Source organism: Sphingomonas sp. Leaf242 (genome assembly GCF_001422045.1).
Taxonomy (GTDB): Bacteria; Pseudomonadota; Alphaproteobacteria; order Sphingomonadales; family Sphingomonadaceae; genus Sphingomonas.
Map to the genome: position 1 here is coordinate 499,892 of NZ_LMLW01000007.1, position 15,356 is coordinate 515,247.

The following is a 15,356-nucleotide window of genomic DNA, read 5'->3' on the forward strand; positions in this document are numbered from 1 at the left end:
GAGCCCAAATAAGGGCTGTGCGTCACGATATATCGCGCTTAAATTCCATAATTACGCGATTATCGTAACAGTGATTCGCCTCTATAATTTGATCTGATCGCAGAGAATCCTAAAGCCAGCCCGCGCGATATTTATTTTGGTAATATTTATATTTCGTAAGATATGTGTGAATAGCGGGCGTCCTTCTATGTTATTATCGTTTATCGTCAGCCGATGCTTGGGCTCTGACGACCGAGAGAGGCTTGTGCTCCCGCCCCGATTTTTGCGGGAATACGTTTATGAGTTCAACCTCCGGACCGCTGTCGCTGTTGGTCCGCAAACTCGAGACGCACGCGGTCCTCGATGCCGCCGATCGGTCGGCGCTGCTCGCGCTTCCCTACACCTGCCGGACCTACGAGGCCTCGTCGTATCTGGTGCGCGAGGGCGATGCGCCGGCGCAATGCGCGGTGTTGTTGACGGGGTTCGCCTATCGCCAGAAACTCACGGGGTCGGGCATGCGACAGATCGTGTCGATGCACATTCCAGGCGAGGCGCTCGATTTTCAGCACCTCTTTCTCGATGTTGCGGATCACAACGTCCAGACGCTGACCCGTGCGGATGTCGCGACGATCCCGCGGCCCGCGCTGCGCGAGCTGGCGCGCTCGCGCGCGTCGATCGGCAATGCGATCTTCATCAACACGCTGGTCGAGGCGTCGATCTTTCGCGAATGGATCCTGAACGTGGGCCGCCGCGATGCACGGTCACGGCTCGCACACTTCCTTTGCGAGTTTGCGATCCGCCTCGATATGCAGGGGCTGACGGGGCCCGAGGGCTATGAATTGCCGATGAGCCAGGAGCAGCTAGGCGATGCGCTGGGTTTGACCGCGGTGCATGTAAACCGGACGATCAAGTCGCTCGAATCCGATGGATTGATCTCGCGAAACCGACGCCGGATCAGCTTTCCGCGCTGGGATGCGTTGCGCGAGCTTGCTGATTTCTCGACGCGCTATCTGCACCTATCCCAGCAGCGCGGTTAGCGATCGCGCGACGGGTCCACCGAGTCGATCAACCGCCCGCCGGCCATGAAGACCGCGATGGGGCAGGCTGCGAATAACAGCCAACCACCATAACCAGGGTATTGCTGGAGGTAATGCATCCCGCGCTCGACCGCGCCGAGCCCCAGCCCATAGATGACGAGGAACGCCTCGAACTTGGTCTTGACGACGAACAGGCGGGCAAATTTGGTCCACATGTCGCGAAAACAGCAAGAGCCGTGCCAGTGGCCGAATTCTGTCGATCCCAAGCGGAATCAGATGGTTAATTGTAAATTAACCCGACGCATTGGCGATCGTCGCAAGGTCAGATGCGGCTGACGTGCAGGACCGTATCGCCCTCGCCAACCGCTAGCGCTTCGGCGCAGTCTCCGGCCAACACGATCCCGTCGTCAGCCTCGCGCACATCGCCGAAGGCTGCACGAAAATCCGCGAGGTGTCCGGTAGCGACCAGATCCTGCTCACCGCCGCCGCCATCTATCGCGGCAATCCGGCTTTGACGCGCTTCGGCGATGGTGCGGACCCGGTCGGTGCGCGCGGTCATCGTCGGGCCACCGTCGAAGATGTCGACATAGTTTTCGAACGCGAAGCCTTCGTTCTCGAGCATCCGCATCGCCGCACGACCTGAAGGGTGGGGAAGGCCGATCGCGGCGCGCGCGCTTTCGGTGAGCATCGCGGTGTAGATCGGGTGCTTGGGCATCAGGTCGGCGATGAACTGGTGGCCGTTGATCGCATTGAACTGGTCGGCGTCCTGGAAATTCATCCCGAAGAACCGCCCGGCGAGACCGTCCCAGAACGGCGAACCGCCCGCTTCGTCGATCACCCCACGCAGTTCGGCGAGGATGCGGTCGGCGAAGCGCGCGCGGTGCATCTTGATGAACAAATAACGGCTGCGCGCGAGCAACAGGCCCAGGCCACCGGCGCGTTCGCCCGGGTGGAGGAACAGCCCGCCGACTTCGCTTGCACCCTCCAGGTCGGTGGCGAGCGTCAGCATGTCGGCGCGGAACGTGCGGTTCAACTCGCGGCTGTGCTGCGTGAGCTGGCCGATCCGGTAGCTGTAGAACGGGTAGCTCTGGCCGACCTGCGTGAAGATCTGGCAGGTGCCGCGGACTTCCTTCGTCGCGACATTCTCGAGCACCAGCACGAACAGTTCGTCCTGGACCGGGCCGTCGGTCCGCGCGAACGCGGCGTGGCTGCGTTCGAGCTTGGCGGTCAGCGCGCGCCGATCGGGGGGCAGGTTGGTGAATCCGCCGCCCGTGAGCTTGGCCATTTCGTAGAGATGCTGGAGATCGTCGTCGACCGCGGCCCGGATCCTGAAACTCACAAACGGCCCTCCGCGATACGTAATATGGTGACGGCCGATAGCGCCGCGCGCTCGGCCAGACTGTCGGGGATCATGAATTCGTCCACCGAATGGATCGCGCCGCCGCGCACGCCCATCGTGTCGACCACCGGCACGCCCGCCGCGGCGATGTTGTTGCCGTCGCAGACGCCGCCGGTCGCTTTCCATGCGATGTCGAGGCCGAGATCGCTGCCGGAGCCCTTCACCAGCTCGAACAATCGCGCGGCGCCGGCATCGATCGGTTTGGGTGGGCGGTTGAAACCGCCATGAACCTCGATCCGGACGTCGTGTTCGGCGGCGACCATCGCGACCGCGGACTCGATATGCGATTGCGCGCGCGCGATCTCGTCGAGCGTCGCGGGGCGGAAATTGATGCGGAGGATGGCGAGGTCGGGGACGACGTTGTTAGGCCCGCCGCCCTCGATCCGTGCCGGATTGACCGCCAGACGCGGACCGCGGACCTTCGCCAGCCGTACCGCGATATCGGCGGCGGCGACGATCGCGTTGCGGCCATCGTCCGGGTTGCGGCCGGCGTGCGCGCTCCGGCCGCGGACGATGATCGAGAAATTGCCCGTACCGCCGCGCGCGCCTGCCAGCGTACCGTCGGCGAGCGCGGGTTCGTAGGTGAGCGCCGCCACCTTACCCTGCGCGGCGGTGGCGAGCAGCGCGGCGGACGAGAACGAGCCGGTCTCCTCGTCCGAGTTGATCACCACGTCGTAACCGATCCGCACCGCCGCCGGGCTCGCCTCGACCGCGGTGAGTGCGGCGAGCATCACCGCGAGGCCACCCTTCATGTCGGCGACGCCGGGACCGTTGAGACTGCCATCGTCCTGCCAGCGAAGCGACTGGAACGCGTGATCGATCGGATAGACCGTGTCCATGTGCCCGGTGAACAGCATCCGCACCGGCGCTTCAGGCCTTACGACCAAATGCAGATGCTTGCCGTGCTGGAGCGAGGATACGACGCCGTCCGATCCGACGCTGTCGACCGGGGTCGGCTTGACCAGCGTGACCTCGCCCGGCAATCGCGCGAAGGCGTCGCCGAGCAGGGCCGCCATTGTCGCCAGCCCCGCCAGATTGCGCGTGCCGCTGTTTACCGCCGCCCAGGCCTCGACCTGCGCGAGCATCGGTGCCGCGCGCGCCGCGTCCACGGCATCGCGCTCGATAGTTGAAAGTCCCCTCATCGCGCGACCCTAGCGAGGCCAGGGGCGTGTGGGAACAGCGTCAGAAGCTGTAGACCAGCGAGGCGCGGCTGGTGGTGTCGGTCGAAACCGAGCCGAGCGGCGGTTCGCTTTCATATTGGACGTTGTACGACAGTGCGGCGGAGAGCGGACCGATCAGCTTGGCGGTCAGCGCCGTCGTGCCGCTCAGCGTGCTGTTGTAGCGCTGAACATAGGCGGACGCTACCTGGCTGACCGACAGCCCGCTGAGAATCCGGATGCTGAAGTTCGCGGTGCCGCGCGCGGCGATGCTGCTCTGCTCGGTATTGTCGGTGAATTCGGTGTAGCGATAGGCCGGCCCGAGCTCAAGATCGAGCTTGGTCCCGGCGGTCTTGATCACGCTGTAACCGGCACCGACCGACGTCGAATAGCGGTTGAAATAGCCGAGGAACCGATCGCCTTCATACTGCGCGACGCCGTAGATATAGGCGCGTTCGTCGATCTTGTAGTTGGGCTCGTACGAGGCGAGGTAGTGCTCGCGCGTCGTGATGTTGAGATTTTCCTGATAATCGGCCTGGGCGTGGAATTTCTGACGCCAGCGCAGGCCTTCGCGGGCGAGATCGATCACCGCGGTGCCGCCTGCCGTGTTCGAATTGCCCGTCGTCAGATAGCCGCCGACCTCCGCCTTGCCGCTCCACAGGTCGAGAAAGCTGGCTTGGCGGATCACCTGAGTTCGCTGTTCGGCGCGATCGGCCTTCCACTTTTCCGCGACCGCGAGCACCGCGTCGCCGCTGAGCGGGTCGGCGGCGCGTGCATATTTCGCGATCGTCGCGACGTCGGCCTCGTTGCCCGCCTCCAGCGCGGCGTCCAGCATCGCGCGGATCGTCTCGGGAATCATGACCGATTGCGGATCGGGCGCGTTGGCGAGCAACAGCGGGGCGAGGATGAGGCAGAGTAAGCGACGCACGCCGGTTTCCGTAACGGCCGCGCAACCGATTGGGAACTGCGCAACGACGCGGTTATGCGCCGAGATGTGGCGCGAAGGCGGCGAGTACCTGTTCGTAGAGCGCCTTCTTGAACGGCACGATCAGCCGCGGCAGGTCGGCGGGATCGCTCCAGCGCCACGCACGAAATTCCTCGTGGTCGGTGGCGATGTTCACGTCTGCGTCGGTGCCGAGGAAGCGGTAGAGGAACCAGCGCTGCGTCTGGCCACGCCATTTGCCTTTCCACACCTTGCCGAGCAACTCGGGGGGGAGGTCGTAGACGAAATCGCCGGGCGCTTCGGCGATCAGTTCGACCTTGTCCGGCATGACTCCGGTTTCCTCGCCGAGCTCGCGCAGCGCGGCGGCTTCGGCGTCCTCGCCGGGGTCGATCCCACCCTGCGGCATCTGCCATGCCTCCAGCGGCGAATCGTTGCGTTGACCGACGAAGATCTTGCCGTCCGCGTTCATGAGCATGATGCCGGCGCAGGGACGGTAGGGCAGGGTCGAAACGTCGGTCAAAATAGTCTCCGCAACGCAGGTGCTTGGGGGTCGGGCAACTTGGGGGTCGGGCAGCGCGCTCCTACCTACGGAGCATGATCCATGTCGTCCACCATCCCGACTATGTCACGCCATCGCCCGCGCGCTCGACCTATCGCTGGAACAAGAACGGGCTAATCCGCGACCTGTTGCTCGAAAAGGGAGATGCTGTCGCATGGCACCGCGCCGAGACGACGCCGACCGCGTGGCTGGAAGCGGTGCATGACGAAGACTACGTCGCTGAGGTGCTCCGGGCGGACGTGCCTAAGGATAAGGAGCGGCGGATCGGGTTTCCGGTGACGGCGGCGGTGGCGTCGCGTGCGGCGATCGTGCCACACGGGACCTGGCTTGCGGCATGTCTCGCGCTGGAGCACGGGTTTGCGGCGAATACGGCGGGTGGGAGCCATCATGCGTTGGCGAATACTGGCGCGGGGTTCTGCGTGTTCAATGATCTCGCGGTGGCGGCGGCGCGGCTGATCGACGAGGGGCGGGTGGCGCGTGTGCTCGTCGTCGATTGCGATGTGCATCAGGGCGACGGGACTGCGGCGCTGCTTGCGGGACGGCCGGAGATCGCGACCTATTCGATCCACGCGGAGAAGAACTTTCCGGTGCGGAAGGCGCGTTCGACGGTCGACGTGCCGTTGCCGGACAAGGTGGGCGACGAGGCGTATCTGGCGACGCTGGAGACGACCCTGGTGCCTTTGCTCGACGAGTTCCGGCCGGAGTTGATTCTGTATCAGGCTGGCGTGGATCCGTTCGAGGGCGATCGGCTCGGGCGGTTGGCGCTGACCTTGGATGGTCTGGCGCAGCGGGAACGGCTCGTCGCTCGCCTCGCGATTGCGCGCGGCGTGCCGCTCGCGAGCACCGTCGGCGGCGGATATGGGGAGGACGCGCTGGCGATCGCCGAGCGGCATGTGGCGGCGATCATGACGCTGGGGGAAACTTTCGCAGCGGCGTGATGCTGGATCGCGGGTTGCTGCGTTGGGGATGCGATGACGACTCCAACGCTTCTCTGGCTGCGCCAGGATCTCCGCCTTCACGATCAACCCGCGCTGATCGCCGCCGCGCATGCGGGGCCGGTGATCCCGGTCTATGTCATCGACGACGACGCGCCGGGCAAATGGAAGATGGGCGGCGCGCAACGCTGGTGGCTGCATCACACGCTTGACGCGTTCGCCAAGGCGCTTGCCGACAAGGGATCGAAGCTGATCCTGCGGCGCGGGAACGCGGTCGAGGTGCTGACGGCGCTCATGGAAGAAACCGGCGCGGAACACGTGCATGCGATCCGCCATTACGAGCCATGGTGGCGCAAGGCCGAGGCAGCGCTCGGCGATCGACTGTGCCTGCATGACGGCAACCATCTTGCTAGCGTCGAGGACGTGAAGACGGGGTCGGGCGGACAGTTCAAGGTGTATTCGTCGTTCTGGAAGGCACTGAACCAGATGATGCCGCCGGGCGACCCCGAGCCTGCGCCGCGCACTATCCTGGCGCCGTCGAAATGGCCGAAGAGCGAGACGCTCGCGGACTGGGATCTGCTGCCGACCAAGCCGGACTGGTCGACTGGGTTCGGCGACTGGACGCCGGGCGAGGCTCAGGCGCTGAAGAATGCGAAGGCGATGGTGCCGATCGTCGAAGCCTATGACGTCGATCGCAACATGCCGTCGATCGAGGGCACCTCGCGCCTGTCGCCGCATCTCCATTTCGGCGAGATTTCGCCGCGTGCGGTGTGGCATGCGGTCGACGGGCACGGCGATGCGACGACGTTCCGTAAGGAACTGGCGTGGCGCGATTTCACCGATGGCGTCGTGCTGACGATGCCGGATTACGGCGATACGAACGGTCGGCCCAAGTTCGACAAGCTTCCTTGGCGGTCTGGCAAGGAGGCCGAGGCGGACCTGAAGGCGTGGCAGGAGGGCAAGACCGGCTATCCGATCGTCGATGCCGGGATGCGCCAGCTCTGGGCGACCGGCTGGATGCACAATCGTGTGCGGATGATCACGGCGAGCTTCCTGGTGAAGCATCTGCTGATCGACTGGCGCGAGGGCGAGCGCTGGTTCTGGGACTGCCTCGTCGATGCGGATTATGGGAATAATTCGGTGAACTGGCAGTGGGTCGCCGGGACCGGAGTGGATTCGAACATGTTCGGGCGGATCATGGCGCCGCTGTCGCAGTCGGAGAAGTTCGATGCAGGGGACTATATTCGCGAGTGGGTGCCGGAACTGGCGAAGGTGACCGGCGAAGCGATTCATGATCCTGACGAGTCCGGTTGCCGGCCGAAGGCGTACCCAGCGAAGATCGTCGGCCACCGCGAAGGGCGGGAGCGGGCGCTCGAAGCTGGGCGGCACGCACGCTAGGGTCGCATCTGCTCCCCTCCTGGAAGAGGGGTTGGGGGTGGGTTGGGGTCCGCCTGGTCGACCGTCGCTTGCAAGAACCGGCCTACCCACCCCCGTCCCCTCCCTTTCAGGGAGGGGGGAACGTTGCGAGGTTGGCGAGGTGATCGCGTTCCAGCCGTTTCCGCGCCGACGCCTCTTTCCTCGCCGCGGCCCCTGTTGCATGGAGCGCCGCGATGACTGCCGTTCCCGCTTTTGAAGATGTGCCCGCCGCGCAAGGTTCCACGGTCGCGCGCCTCGTCGCGCCGGTGTTTCACCGTTTGCTCGACCGGATCGACGCGGGGCTGGAGAGCGGCGGCATAGACGCGCACTTGCCCGACGGCACGCGGCGGCTGATCGGCGGTCGGGCTCCGGGGCCTTTGCCCGTCGTGACCGTGCACCGCTGGCGCGCGCTGGTCCGTCTGACGACTGCGGGATCGGTCGGCTGGTACGAAGGCTGGGCGGCAGGCGATTGGTCGAGCCCCGATCCGGTGCCGCTATTCGACCTGTTCATGCGCAACCGCCGCTCGCTCGGGAGTTCGGCACGGTCGGGCGGCGTGGCGCGGCTGGCAGCGCGAGCGTGGCACCGGATGCGACGCAACGATCCGACCGGCTCGCGTCGGAATATCGCCGCGCATTATGACCTTGGCAACGACTTCTACGAGACATGGCTAGATCTCAGCCTGACCTATTCTAGCGCGATCTTCGCTGAGCCGATGGACGATGCCGAACCGCATGAGGCGGCACAGGCGACCAAGCTGCGTGCGATCCTCGACCGGACCGGGGCGCGGGCGGGCGATACGATCCTGGAGATCGGCTGCGGTTGGGGATCTTTCGCCGAAATGGCGGCGCGCGTAGGTGTCGGTGTGCACGCGCTGACGTTGTCGACCGAGCAGAAGCGGCAAGTCGACGACCGGATCGCAGCGGCAGGCCTCGGCGGTGTTCGCGTTGCACTGACCGACTACCGCGACGTCACCGGGACCTATGATGCGGTGGCGAGTATCGAGATGGTCGAGGCGGTGGGCGAGGAATATTGGCCGGTGTATCTCGACGCGATCGCGCGCGCATTGAAGCCGGGCGGGCGGGCGGCGTTGCAGTATATCTCCATCGACGACGCGATCTTCGACTCCTATTCACGGAGTGTCGACTTCATCCAGCGCTACGTGTTTCCGGGCGGGATGCTGTTGTCCGAGCCGCGGTTTCGCGCGCTTGCGGAGGCGCGGGGGCTCGTGTGGGAGGACCGGCGCGGGTTCGGGCTGCATTATGCCGAGACGTTGCGGCGGTGGCGAGTTGCGTTCGATGCCGCGGTTGCGGAAGGGCGGTTGCCGGCGCGGTTCGATGCGCGGTTCGTAGCGTTATGGCGCTATTACCTAATGTACTGCGAGGGAGGGTTTCTCGGCGGCGGGATCGATGTCGCGCAGGTTACGCTGGTGAAGCGGTAGTGTTTTCCTGCGAACGCAGGAACCCAGGGTAACAGGCGGTGGCGGTTGTGATCCTGGGCTCCTGCTTGCGCAGGAGAACGCTTAGCCGACCCGCTCGAAGTGACCGGCTTCGAAGCCTTCGATCGCCAGCGCAACGATGCGGTCGGCCACGACAGTCGGTTCCTTGACCGAGTTCGGATCTTCGCCCGGATAAGCGCGCGCGCGCATCTTCGTCCGCGTTGCGCCGGGATCGACGATCGCAGTGCGGATTGCGCTGATCTCGGCCATCTCGTCGCCATACGCACCGAGCAGCGTCTCGAATGCAGCCTTCGAAGCGCCGTAGAGGCCCCAATACGCGCGAGGCTTGCGCCCTACGCTGGAGGTCACACCGATCACCCGCGCAGACTTTGCCTTCTTCAGCATCGTGTCGAACGCTGCAATCATGGCCGCCTGCGCGCTGACGTTGAGCGTCAGGACTTGCGCCATCTCCTTCGGATCGATCGCGGGGACCGACGACAGCGAACCGAGCATGCCCGCGTTGAGCACGAGGATGTCGAGCGCATCCCAGCGGTCGCTGATCGCCGTCGCCAGCCGCGCGATGGCTTCGCTCTCGGCCAGATCGAGCGGGGCGATGGTCGCCGAGCCGCCGGCCGCGTGGATCGTCGCCTCGACCTCTTCTAGACCACCCGGCGTGCGCGCGGTCAGGACGACATGCGCGCCCTTTGCCGCGAGCGCGATCGCGGTTGCGGCGCCGATGCCGCGGCTGGCACCGGTGACCAGCGCCAGCCGGCCTTCGAGAGGCTTGTCCGTCATATACGCTCCGCGAGTATCAGATGACGCGTTCGGCGAGCATCGCGAACTGATCGACTTCCGAGCCTTCGTCATGGTCGGTCAGCGTAGTCGGATAGTCGCCGGTGAAGCACGCGTCGCAATATTTCGGGCGGACATCCGCGCGCTTCGCCTCGCCGAGTGCCTTGTACAGGCCGTCGATCGAGATGAAGTTAAGGCTGTCGGCATGGATGAAGCCGGTCATGCCGCCGAGATCGAGCTTGGCCGCGAGCAGCTTCTCGCGCTCGGGCGTGTCGACGCCGTAGAAGCACGAATGCCGCGTCGGTGGGCTGGCGATCCGCATATGGACTTCGGCCGCACCGGCTTCGCGCATCATCTCGACGATCTTGAGCGAGGTCGTGCCGCGGACGATCGAATCGTCGACGAGGATGACCCGCTTGCCCTTGATCAGCGCGCGATTGGCGTTGTGCTTCAGCTTCACGCCGAGATGGCGGACCTTGTCGCCGGGCGAGATGAACGTGCGCCCGACATAATGCGAGCGGATGATGCCGAGCTCGAACGGGATGCCCGACTGCTGCGCATAGCCGATCGCGGCCGGCGTGCCCGAATCGGGGACTGGGATCACGAGGTCGGCATCGACCGGCGATTCGATCGCGAGCTGCGCGCCGATCGCTTTGCGCACCGAATAGATCGAGTGATCGTCGACGATCGAATCGGGGCGCGAGAAATACACCCATTCGAAAATGCACGGCCGCGCCGCCATCGGTGCGAACGGGCGGATCGAGCGAATCTCGGAGCCCTGGACGATAACCAGTTCGCCCGGCTCGATCGCACGGACGAAGGTGGCGCCGACGACGTCGAGCGCGACCGTCTCGGAGGCGAAGATCACCGCGTCGCCGAGCTTGCCCATGACGAGGGGGCGAATACCGAGCGGATCGCGACAGGCGATCATGCCCTCCGGCGTCATCACGATCAGTGAATACGCCCCCTCGATCTGCTTCAGCGCGTCGATGAAGCGGTCGAGCAGCGTGCGGTAGTTCGAGGTCGCGACGAGGTGGATGATCGTCTCGGTATCGCTGGTCGACTGGAAGATCGAGCCGCGCCGTACGAGTTCGCGCCGCAGTCGCATCGCGTTCGAGATGTTGCCGTTATGCGCGATCGCGAAGCCGCCGGTCGACAGCTCAGCATAGAGCGGCTGGACGTTGCGCAGCGCGGTCTCGCCAGTCGTCGAATAGCGGACATGCCCGCAGGCGACGGTGCCCGGCAGCGAGCGGATGACGTCGTCGCGGTCGAAGTTGCCGGCGACGTGCCCCATCGCTCGGTGCGTGTGAAAATGTGCGCCGTCGAAGGTCGTGATTCCGGCAGCTTCCTGGCCGCGGTGCTGCAACGCGTGCAGCCCCAGGGCTACGAGCGCGGCTGCGCCATCGGTGGCCGAAACGCCGAACACCCCGCATTCTTCGCGGAGTTTGTCGTCATCATAAGGGTTTGTCGTCAGCATGCCGGTTCTCACGTCGTGCGGAAGCTGCCCTATACGAGCGGATCGCCGGCTTGTCGCCTGTTTGTAATAACATTGCGCGCCGCTGGTCGCATCGGGCCGGGTTTCGGGTATATCCAGGCCATGACACACAGCCGCGACACGGGCCTGACGCTCGATCCGAAATTCGATTCCGCCGGACTCCTGACCGCGGTCGTCACCGATCGCGTATCGGGCGACGTGCTGATGGTCGCACATATGAATGCGGAGGCGCTGGCGGAGACGCAGGCGACCGGCGAGGCGCATTTCTGGTCGCGCAGTCGGGAAAAGCTCTGGAAGAAAGGTGAGACGTCGGGGAACGTGCTTCGCGTCGCCGAGCTTCGGATCGATTGCGACCAGGATGCGGTGTGGGTGATCGCCGATGCGGCGGGGCCGGCGTGCCATACCGGCGAGCGGACGTGCTTCTTCCGGCGGATCGAAGGGGGCAGACTGGTGCCGGCCGAATGAAGCGCGTGCTGCTGCTCGCGCTGATGCTCGACGGGTGTGGGCGGGAGCCGGCGACTGCTGTGGCGGACAGCGCGGGGGCTCGGCTCGAGGCTGCGGCCGAGACGGCGGGGATCGTGCCCGACCCGAACGCGCCGCTGCAAGGATCGTGGGCGCGCGATACGGACCGGGTCTGCGTCGTCGGCGCCGAGAAGACCGCACGGATCGGCGTTAGCGTCGACTATGGCGAGGACCAAACGTGTGCCGGATCGGGGACGGTCGAGCGCGCGGGCGATGCGCTGAAACTCGCGTTCGGCGCGTGCAAGTTCGACGCACAGTTCGACGGCGATCGGATCGTCTTCCCGGCCGAAGTCCCCGAAGCCTGCGAGTCCCTCTGCACCGGCCGCGCGTCGCTCGCGGCACTGACCGTCGGCCGGCTCAGCGAATCGCGATCGGAGGCGGCGACGCTACGGTCAACTAAGGGAAAGTTGCTTTGCGGCAATTGACGTTGACGTAAACGAGAGTTATTTCTCCGGGGATGGCGACACAAGCATCCCCTCGATTGCAGGCGACCCCGCAATCCTACGCGGTGATCGAGCCGCGGCATGATCGCGAGAGCTTCACGATCTCCGACCTGTCGGCCGAGTTCGACGTCACCGCGCGGGCGTTGCGGTTCTACGAGGACGAGGGCCTGATCGCGCCCGAGCGTCGCGGGACGCAGCGCATCTATTCGCACCGTGATCGCGCGCGGCTCGCGTGGATCCTGCGCGGTAAGCGCGTCGGGTTCAGCCTCGGCGAGATCCGCGAGATGATCGACCTCTACGATCTCGGCGATGGCCGCCGTGCGCAGCGCCAGGTCGTGATCGAGCGCAGCCAGGCGCGGATCGCGCTGCTGACCGCACAGAAGCGCGACATCGATCTCGCCATCGACGAACTCACCAGTTTCGTGGCCCTCCTCGAAGTGAGCCGCGCCCAGGACAACCAAGGATAAACCATGCCCCAGTATACGCCCCCCGTCCGCGACACGCGTTTCGTCCTCGAGCATGTCGTCGGTCTCGATCGCTACAATAACCTCCCCGGCTTCGATGCGGCCTCGCCCGACGTCGTCGACGCGGTGCTCGAAGAAGGCGGCAAGTTCGTCGCCGAAGTGCTGTTCCCGCTCAACCTGTCGGGCGACCAGCAGGGTTGCACGCGGCACGAGGACGGCTCGGTAACGACGCCGGACGGCTTCAAGGAAGCGTACAAGCAGTATGTCGAGAGCGGCTGGGCGACGCTCGGCAACCAGCCCGAATATGGCGGGCAGGGCATGCCGCACGTCGTGTCGACCGCGTTTCAGGAATACATGATCTCGTCGAACATGGCGTTCGCGATGTACCCCGGCCTGACGCACGGCGCGATCGCCGCGCTGATCGCCAAGGGGTCTGACGCGCAGAAGGCGATGTACGTGCCGAAGATGGTGTCGGGCGAATGGGGCGGGACGATGAACCTTACCGAGCCGCAGTGCGGCACCGATCTCGGCCTGATCCGTACCAAGGCCGAGCCGCAGGCGGATGGATCGTACGCGATCACCGGCACCAAGATCTTCATTTCGTCGGGCGAGCATGACCTGACCGAGAACATCATCCACCTCGTGCTGGCCAAGACGCCGGGCGCGCCGGACAGCTCGAAGGGCATTTCGCTGTTCGTCGTGCCGAAGTTCCTGGTCGAGGAAGACGGTTCGCTCGGTGCGCGTAACGGCGTCACGTGCGGGTCGATCGAGCAAAAGATGGGCATCCACGCGAACTCGACCTGCGTGATGAACTATGACTCGGCGACCGGCTGGCTCGTCGGCGAGGAGATGAAGGGCCTCGCCGCGATGTTCATCATGATGAACGCAGCGCGTCTCGGCGTTGGTCTCCAGGGGCTTGGGGTGGCGGAAGTCGCCTACCAGAACGCCGTCCAGTATGCGCAGGACCGCCGCCAGGGTCGCGCGCTGACCGGGCCGAAGGAGCCACAGGAGAAGGCAGACACGCTGTTCGTTCATCCTGACATCCGCCGCATGCTGATGGAGGGCAAGTCGCTGACCGAGGGTCTGCGCGCGCTGATCCTGTGGACTGCGCTCCAGGCCGATCTCGAACATCACGCCGAGACCGAGGAAGAGCGTCAGCTCGCTGGCGACATCATCAGCCTGCTGACCCCGGTCATCAAGGGATACGGCACCGACATGGGCTATGCGATCGCGACCAACGCGCAGCAGGTGTACGGCGGCCATGGCTATATCGCCGAGTGGGGCATGGAGCAGTATGTCCGCGATGCGCGGATCGCGATGATCTACGAGGGCACCAACGGCGTCCAGGCGATGGATCTGGTCGGACGGAAGCTCGCGCAGAATGGCGGGCGTGGGATCCAGGCGTTCTTCAAGCTGGTGGCGGACGACGTCGCCGCGGCGAAGGCTGATCCGGCGACGGCTGTATTCGCGGAGGCGCTGGAGAAGGCGAACGGCCAGCTTCAGGCGGCGACGATGTGGTTCATGGCGAACGGCATGAAGAACCCCGAGAACGTCGGCGCCGGCGCGGTCAGCTACATGCACCTGATGGGGATCGTCGCGGTCGGCACGATGTGGCTGCGGATGGCGGTCGCTGCGACCAAGCTGAAGGCGGCGGGCGAGGGCGAGGCCGCGTTCCTCGATGCCAAGCTGGTGACCGCGCGCTTCTACGCCGAGCGGATCCTGCCGGATGCGGGCGCGCTGCGTCGGAAGATCGAGGGCGGGGCGGAGTCGCTGATGGCGCTGCCGCCCGAGATGTTCATGGCGGCCTGATCGCCGTGATCGGCCTGGGCTCGCGGATGCGGCCCAGGGCTGACACGAAAACGGCCTGCCACCCTTCGGGGTGAGCAGGCCGTATTCGTATCAGTCGCAGCGCAGACAGCGCTACGATCACCCGGTGAGCCGCCATGCCGCGACTGCCGGCTTATTCCAGATCGTTCTCGTCAACGACGACGGTGGTTGCCGACGGCTTGCGCTCGATCGCGGCAAGGCAGGCGTCGATGATGTCGTCGTTGAAGCGGTTGAACAGCTCGATGCCGTCGTCCTCGGGCTCGTCGCCACTGAGTTCCTTGAGAACTGCGTATTTCACCGCGAACTCATATTCGTCGCCGTCGAACTCGCCGGTAAATTCGATCTGCTTCTCGACGTCGTTATCGACGACGCTCGACTGGTCGATTTCGAGACTGTTTGCCATGCTGGAACTCCTTGGATTCACGCGTCTACTGCCTGCCCTCGGGCGACAGCGCAAGCCGTCGTCTGCCATCGCGAACGTCGATGACCGATCGCAATCGATGTCACCGCCTTCGGCTGGATGCGAAGGCGCTCAGATCGACAGATCGCGGCGCCTGATCTCGCCCAACACCGCCTCGGCAACGGGGTTGCCGATGTCGCCACCCGACTGCCGATACGCGTCGAGCAACTCCGCATCCGACGCGCCGTGCAACAAGGCGTCGGTCTCGGCCGTGAACGTGGCGGCTTCCTGCGCCGCCATCTCGGCCGCATCGTCACTCGACACCGTTGGCGCGGCACCCGGATCGGGCGCGTGCGCCATCGCAGCATCCTGCTTGAAGACGTCGAAAGCCTCGGCGGCTTCGTTACGCTCCACGATGGCGATCTCTAGACGCGTGAACAGGTCGAGCGGCGATACAGTATTTTCCATGCGAACAGCTTATCCGCACTTCGTGGGTCCGAGTAAATGGTTTGCGAGCCTCCCATCCGGCAGTGACGGCCGAAAGTGAGACCA

Annotated in this window: 17 protein-coding genes; 8 read left to right on the forward strand and 9 right to left on the reverse strand. The window is 65.1% G+C overall.

All coding sequences use genetic code 11. The features are described 5' to 3' along the window. Positions 1-278 precede the first annotated feature (278 nt). Positions 279-1,016, forward strand: coding sequence for a Crp/Fnr family transcriptional regulator (locus ASF09_RS06620; RefSeq protein WP_060525459.1), 738 nt, complete (start codon positions 279-281; stop codon positions 1,014-1,016). Here ASF09_RS06620 and ASF09_RS06625 read toward each other — a convergent pair. The 5 genes from ASF09_RS06625 to ASF09_RS06645 all read right to left on the reverse strand — a co-directional run bounded on the left by ASF09_RS06625 (position 1,013) and on the right by ASF09_RS06645 (position 5,035). Further along, complete coding sequence (locus ASF09_RS06625; RefSeq protein ID WP_056049081.1) at positions 1,013-1,231, reverse strand: hypothetical protein; 219 nt, start codon at positions 1,229-1,231, stop codon at positions 1,013-1,015. The genes ASF09_RS06620 and ASF09_RS06625 overlap by 4 nt on opposite strands. A gap of 107 nt (positions 1,232-1,338) precedes the next feature. Next, positions 1,339-2,355 carry an arginine N-succinyltransferase gene (locus ASF09_RS06630; protein WP_060525460.1) on the reverse strand — a complete coding sequence of 339 codons (1,017 nt, stop codon included), beginning with the start codon at positions 2,353-2,355 and terminating at the stop codon, positions 1,339-1,341. Continuing rightward, positions 2,352-3,557: a hydrolase gene (locus tag ASF09_RS06635; RefSeq protein ID WP_060525461.1), complete on the reverse strand. Its 1,206-nt coding sequence runs from the start codon at positions 3,555-3,557 to the stop codon at positions 2,352-2,354. The genes ASF09_RS06630 and ASF09_RS06635 overlap by 4 nt, the downstream gene beginning before the upstream one ends. Positions 3,558-3,597: 40 nt before the next feature. Then, positions 3,598-4,500, reverse strand: a complete 903-nt coding sequence (locus tag ASF09_RS06640; protein ID WP_060525462.1) for a DUF481 domain-containing protein — start codon at positions 4,498-4,500, stop codon at positions 3,598-3,600. 52 nt (positions 4,501-4,552) lie between these two features. Next, a complete protein-coding gene (locus ASF09_RS06645; protein WP_060525463.1) occupies positions 4,553-5,035 on the reverse strand; it encodes an RNA pyrophosphohydrolase in 483 nt (160 codons plus the stop codon). A gap of 74 nt (positions 5,036-5,109) precedes the next feature. Here ASF09_RS06645 and ASF09_RS06650 point away from each other — a divergent pair, with 74 nt between their 5' ends. The 3 genes from ASF09_RS06650 (at position 5,110) to ASF09_RS06660 (ending at position 8,864) form a co-directional block, all read left to right on the forward strand. After that, positions 5,110-6,012: a histone deacetylase family protein gene (locus tag ASF09_RS06650; RefSeq protein WP_060525464.1), complete on the forward strand. Its 903-nt coding sequence runs from the start codon at positions 5,110-5,112 to the stop codon at positions 6,010-6,012. 33 nt (positions 6,013-6,045) lie between these two features. Further along, entirely contained in the window at positions 6,046-7,407 is a 1,362-nt protein-coding gene (locus ASF09_RS06655; protein WP_060525465.1) for a cryptochrome/photolyase family protein, read from the forward strand. A 212-nt stretch (positions 7,408-7,619) separates the two neighbouring features. Further along, positions 7,620-8,864, forward strand: a complete 1,245-nt coding sequence (locus ASF09_RS06660) for an SAM-dependent methyltransferase (protein ID WP_060525466.1) — start codon at positions 7,620-7,622, stop codon at positions 8,862-8,864. An 81-nt stretch (positions 8,865-8,945) separates the two neighbouring features. On the opposite strand, the gene ASF09_RS06665 is transcribed toward ASF09_RS06660, so the two are convergent. Beyond that, on the reverse strand, positions 8,946-9,656 hold the full coding sequence (locus ASF09_RS06665; protein ID WP_060525467.1) for an SDR family NAD(P)-dependent oxidoreductase: 711 nt from the start codon (positions 9,654-9,656) through the stop codon (positions 8,946-8,948). 16 nt (positions 9,657-9,672) lie between these two features. Next, complete coding sequence (gene purF, locus ASF09_RS06670) at positions 9,673-11,130, reverse strand: amidophosphoribosyltransferase (RefSeq protein ID WP_056058607.1); 1,458 nt, start codon at positions 11,128-11,130, stop codon at positions 9,673-9,675. A 120-nt stretch (positions 11,131-11,250) separates the two neighbouring features. Between purF and hisI the strand changes: the two genes are divergently transcribed. From hisI to ASF09_RS06690, 4 genes are read left to right on the forward strand one after another with little or no spacing between them, the layout of a single operon-like run. Continuing rightward, complete coding sequence (gene hisI, locus ASF09_RS06675; RefSeq protein ID WP_060525717.1) at positions 11,251-11,613, forward strand: phosphoribosyl-AMP cyclohydrolase; 363 nt, start codon at positions 11,251-11,253, stop codon at positions 11,611-11,613. Beyond that, entirely contained in the window at positions 11,610-12,095 is a 486-nt protein-coding gene (locus ASF09_RS06680; RefSeq protein ID WP_060525468.1) for a hypothetical protein, read from the forward strand. The genes hisI and ASF09_RS06680 overlap by 4 nt, the downstream gene beginning before the upstream one ends. A 32-nt stretch (positions 12,096-12,127) precedes the next feature. Then, positions 12,128-12,580, forward strand: coding sequence for a MerR family transcriptional regulator (locus ASF09_RS06685; protein ID WP_056049049.1), 453 nt, complete (start codon positions 12,128-12,130; stop codon positions 12,578-12,580). Positions 12,581-12,583: 3 nt separating this feature from the next. Then, positions 12,584-14,386, forward strand: a complete 1,803-nt coding sequence (locus ASF09_RS06690; RefSeq protein WP_060525469.1) for an acyl-CoA dehydrogenase C-terminal domain-containing protein — start codon at positions 12,584-12,586, stop codon at positions 14,384-14,386. Between the two features lie 151 nt (positions 14,387-14,537). Here ASF09_RS06690 and ASF09_RS06695 read toward each other — a convergent pair whose 3' ends face one another. Then, entirely contained in the window at positions 14,538-14,807 is a 270-nt protein-coding gene (locus tag ASF09_RS06695; protein WP_056049042.1) for a DUF1488 family protein, read from the reverse strand. 129 nt (positions 14,808-14,936) lie between these two features. After that, positions 14,937-15,272: a hypothetical protein gene (locus ASF09_RS06700; protein WP_060525470.1), complete on the reverse strand. Its 336-nt coding sequence runs from the start codon at positions 15,270-15,272 to the stop codon at positions 14,937-14,939. Between the last annotated feature and the right edge of the window lie 84 nt (positions 15,273-15,356).

What these genes read in the sequence shown, in the direction of transcription:
- ASF09_RS06620 (WP_060525459.1), top strand. Translation starts at nt 279, where the DNA reads ATGAGTTCAACCTCCGGACCGCTGTCGCTGTTGGTCCGCAAACTCGAG.
- ASF09_RS06625 (WP_056049081.1), bottom strand. Translation starts at nt 1,231, where the DNA reads ATGTGGACCAAATTTGCCCGCCTGTTCGTCGTCAAGACCAAGTTCGAG.
- ASF09_RS06690 (WP_060525469.1), top strand. Translation starts at nt 12,584, where the DNA reads ATGCCCCAGTATACGCCCCCCGTCCGCGACACGCGTTTCGTCCTCGAG.
- ASF09_RS06680 (WP_060525468.1), top strand. Translation starts at nt 11,610, where the DNA reads ATGAAGCGCGTGCTGCTGCTCGCGCTGATGCTCGACGGGTGTGGGCGG.
- ASF09_RS06650 (WP_060525464.1), top strand. Translation starts at nt 5,110, where the DNA reads ATGATCCATGTCGTCCACCATCCCGACTATGTCACGCCATCGCCCGCG.
- ASF09_RS06685 (WP_056049049.1), top strand. Translation starts at nt 12,128, where the DNA reads ATGGCGACACAAGCATCCCCTCGATTGCAGGCGACCCCGCAATCCTAC.
- ASF09_RS06660 (WP_060525466.1), top strand. Translation starts at nt 7,620, where the DNA reads ATGACTGCCGTTCCCGCTTTTGAAGATGTGCCCGCCGCGCAAGGTTCC.
- ASF09_RS06695 (WP_056049042.1), bottom strand. Translation starts at nt 14,807, where the DNA reads ATGGCAAACAGTCTCGAAATCGACCAGTCGAGCGTCGTCGATAACGAC.
- purF (WP_056058607.1), bottom strand. Translation starts at nt 11,130, where the DNA reads ATGCTGACGACAAACCCTTATGATGACGACAAACTCCGCGAAGAATGC.
- ASF09_RS06665 (WP_060525467.1), bottom strand. Translation starts at nt 9,656, where the DNA reads ATGACGGACAAGCCTCTCGAAGGCCGGCTGGCGCTGGTCACCGGTGCC.
- hisI (WP_060525717.1), top strand. Translation starts at nt 11,251, where the DNA reads ATGACACACAGCCGCGACACGGGCCTGACGCTCGATCCGAAATTCGAT.
- ASF09_RS06700 (WP_060525470.1), bottom strand. Translation starts at nt 15,272, where the DNA reads ATGGAAAATACTGTATCGCCGCTCGACCTGTTCACGCGTCTAGAGATC.
- ASF09_RS06635 (WP_060525461.1), bottom strand. Translation starts at nt 3,557, where the DNA reads ATGAGGGGACTTTCAACTATCGAGCGCGATGCCGTGGACGCGGCGCGC.
- ASF09_RS06655 (WP_060525465.1), top strand. Translation starts at nt 6,046, where the DNA reads ATGACGACTCCAACGCTTCTCTGGCTGCGCCAGGATCTCCGCCTTCAC.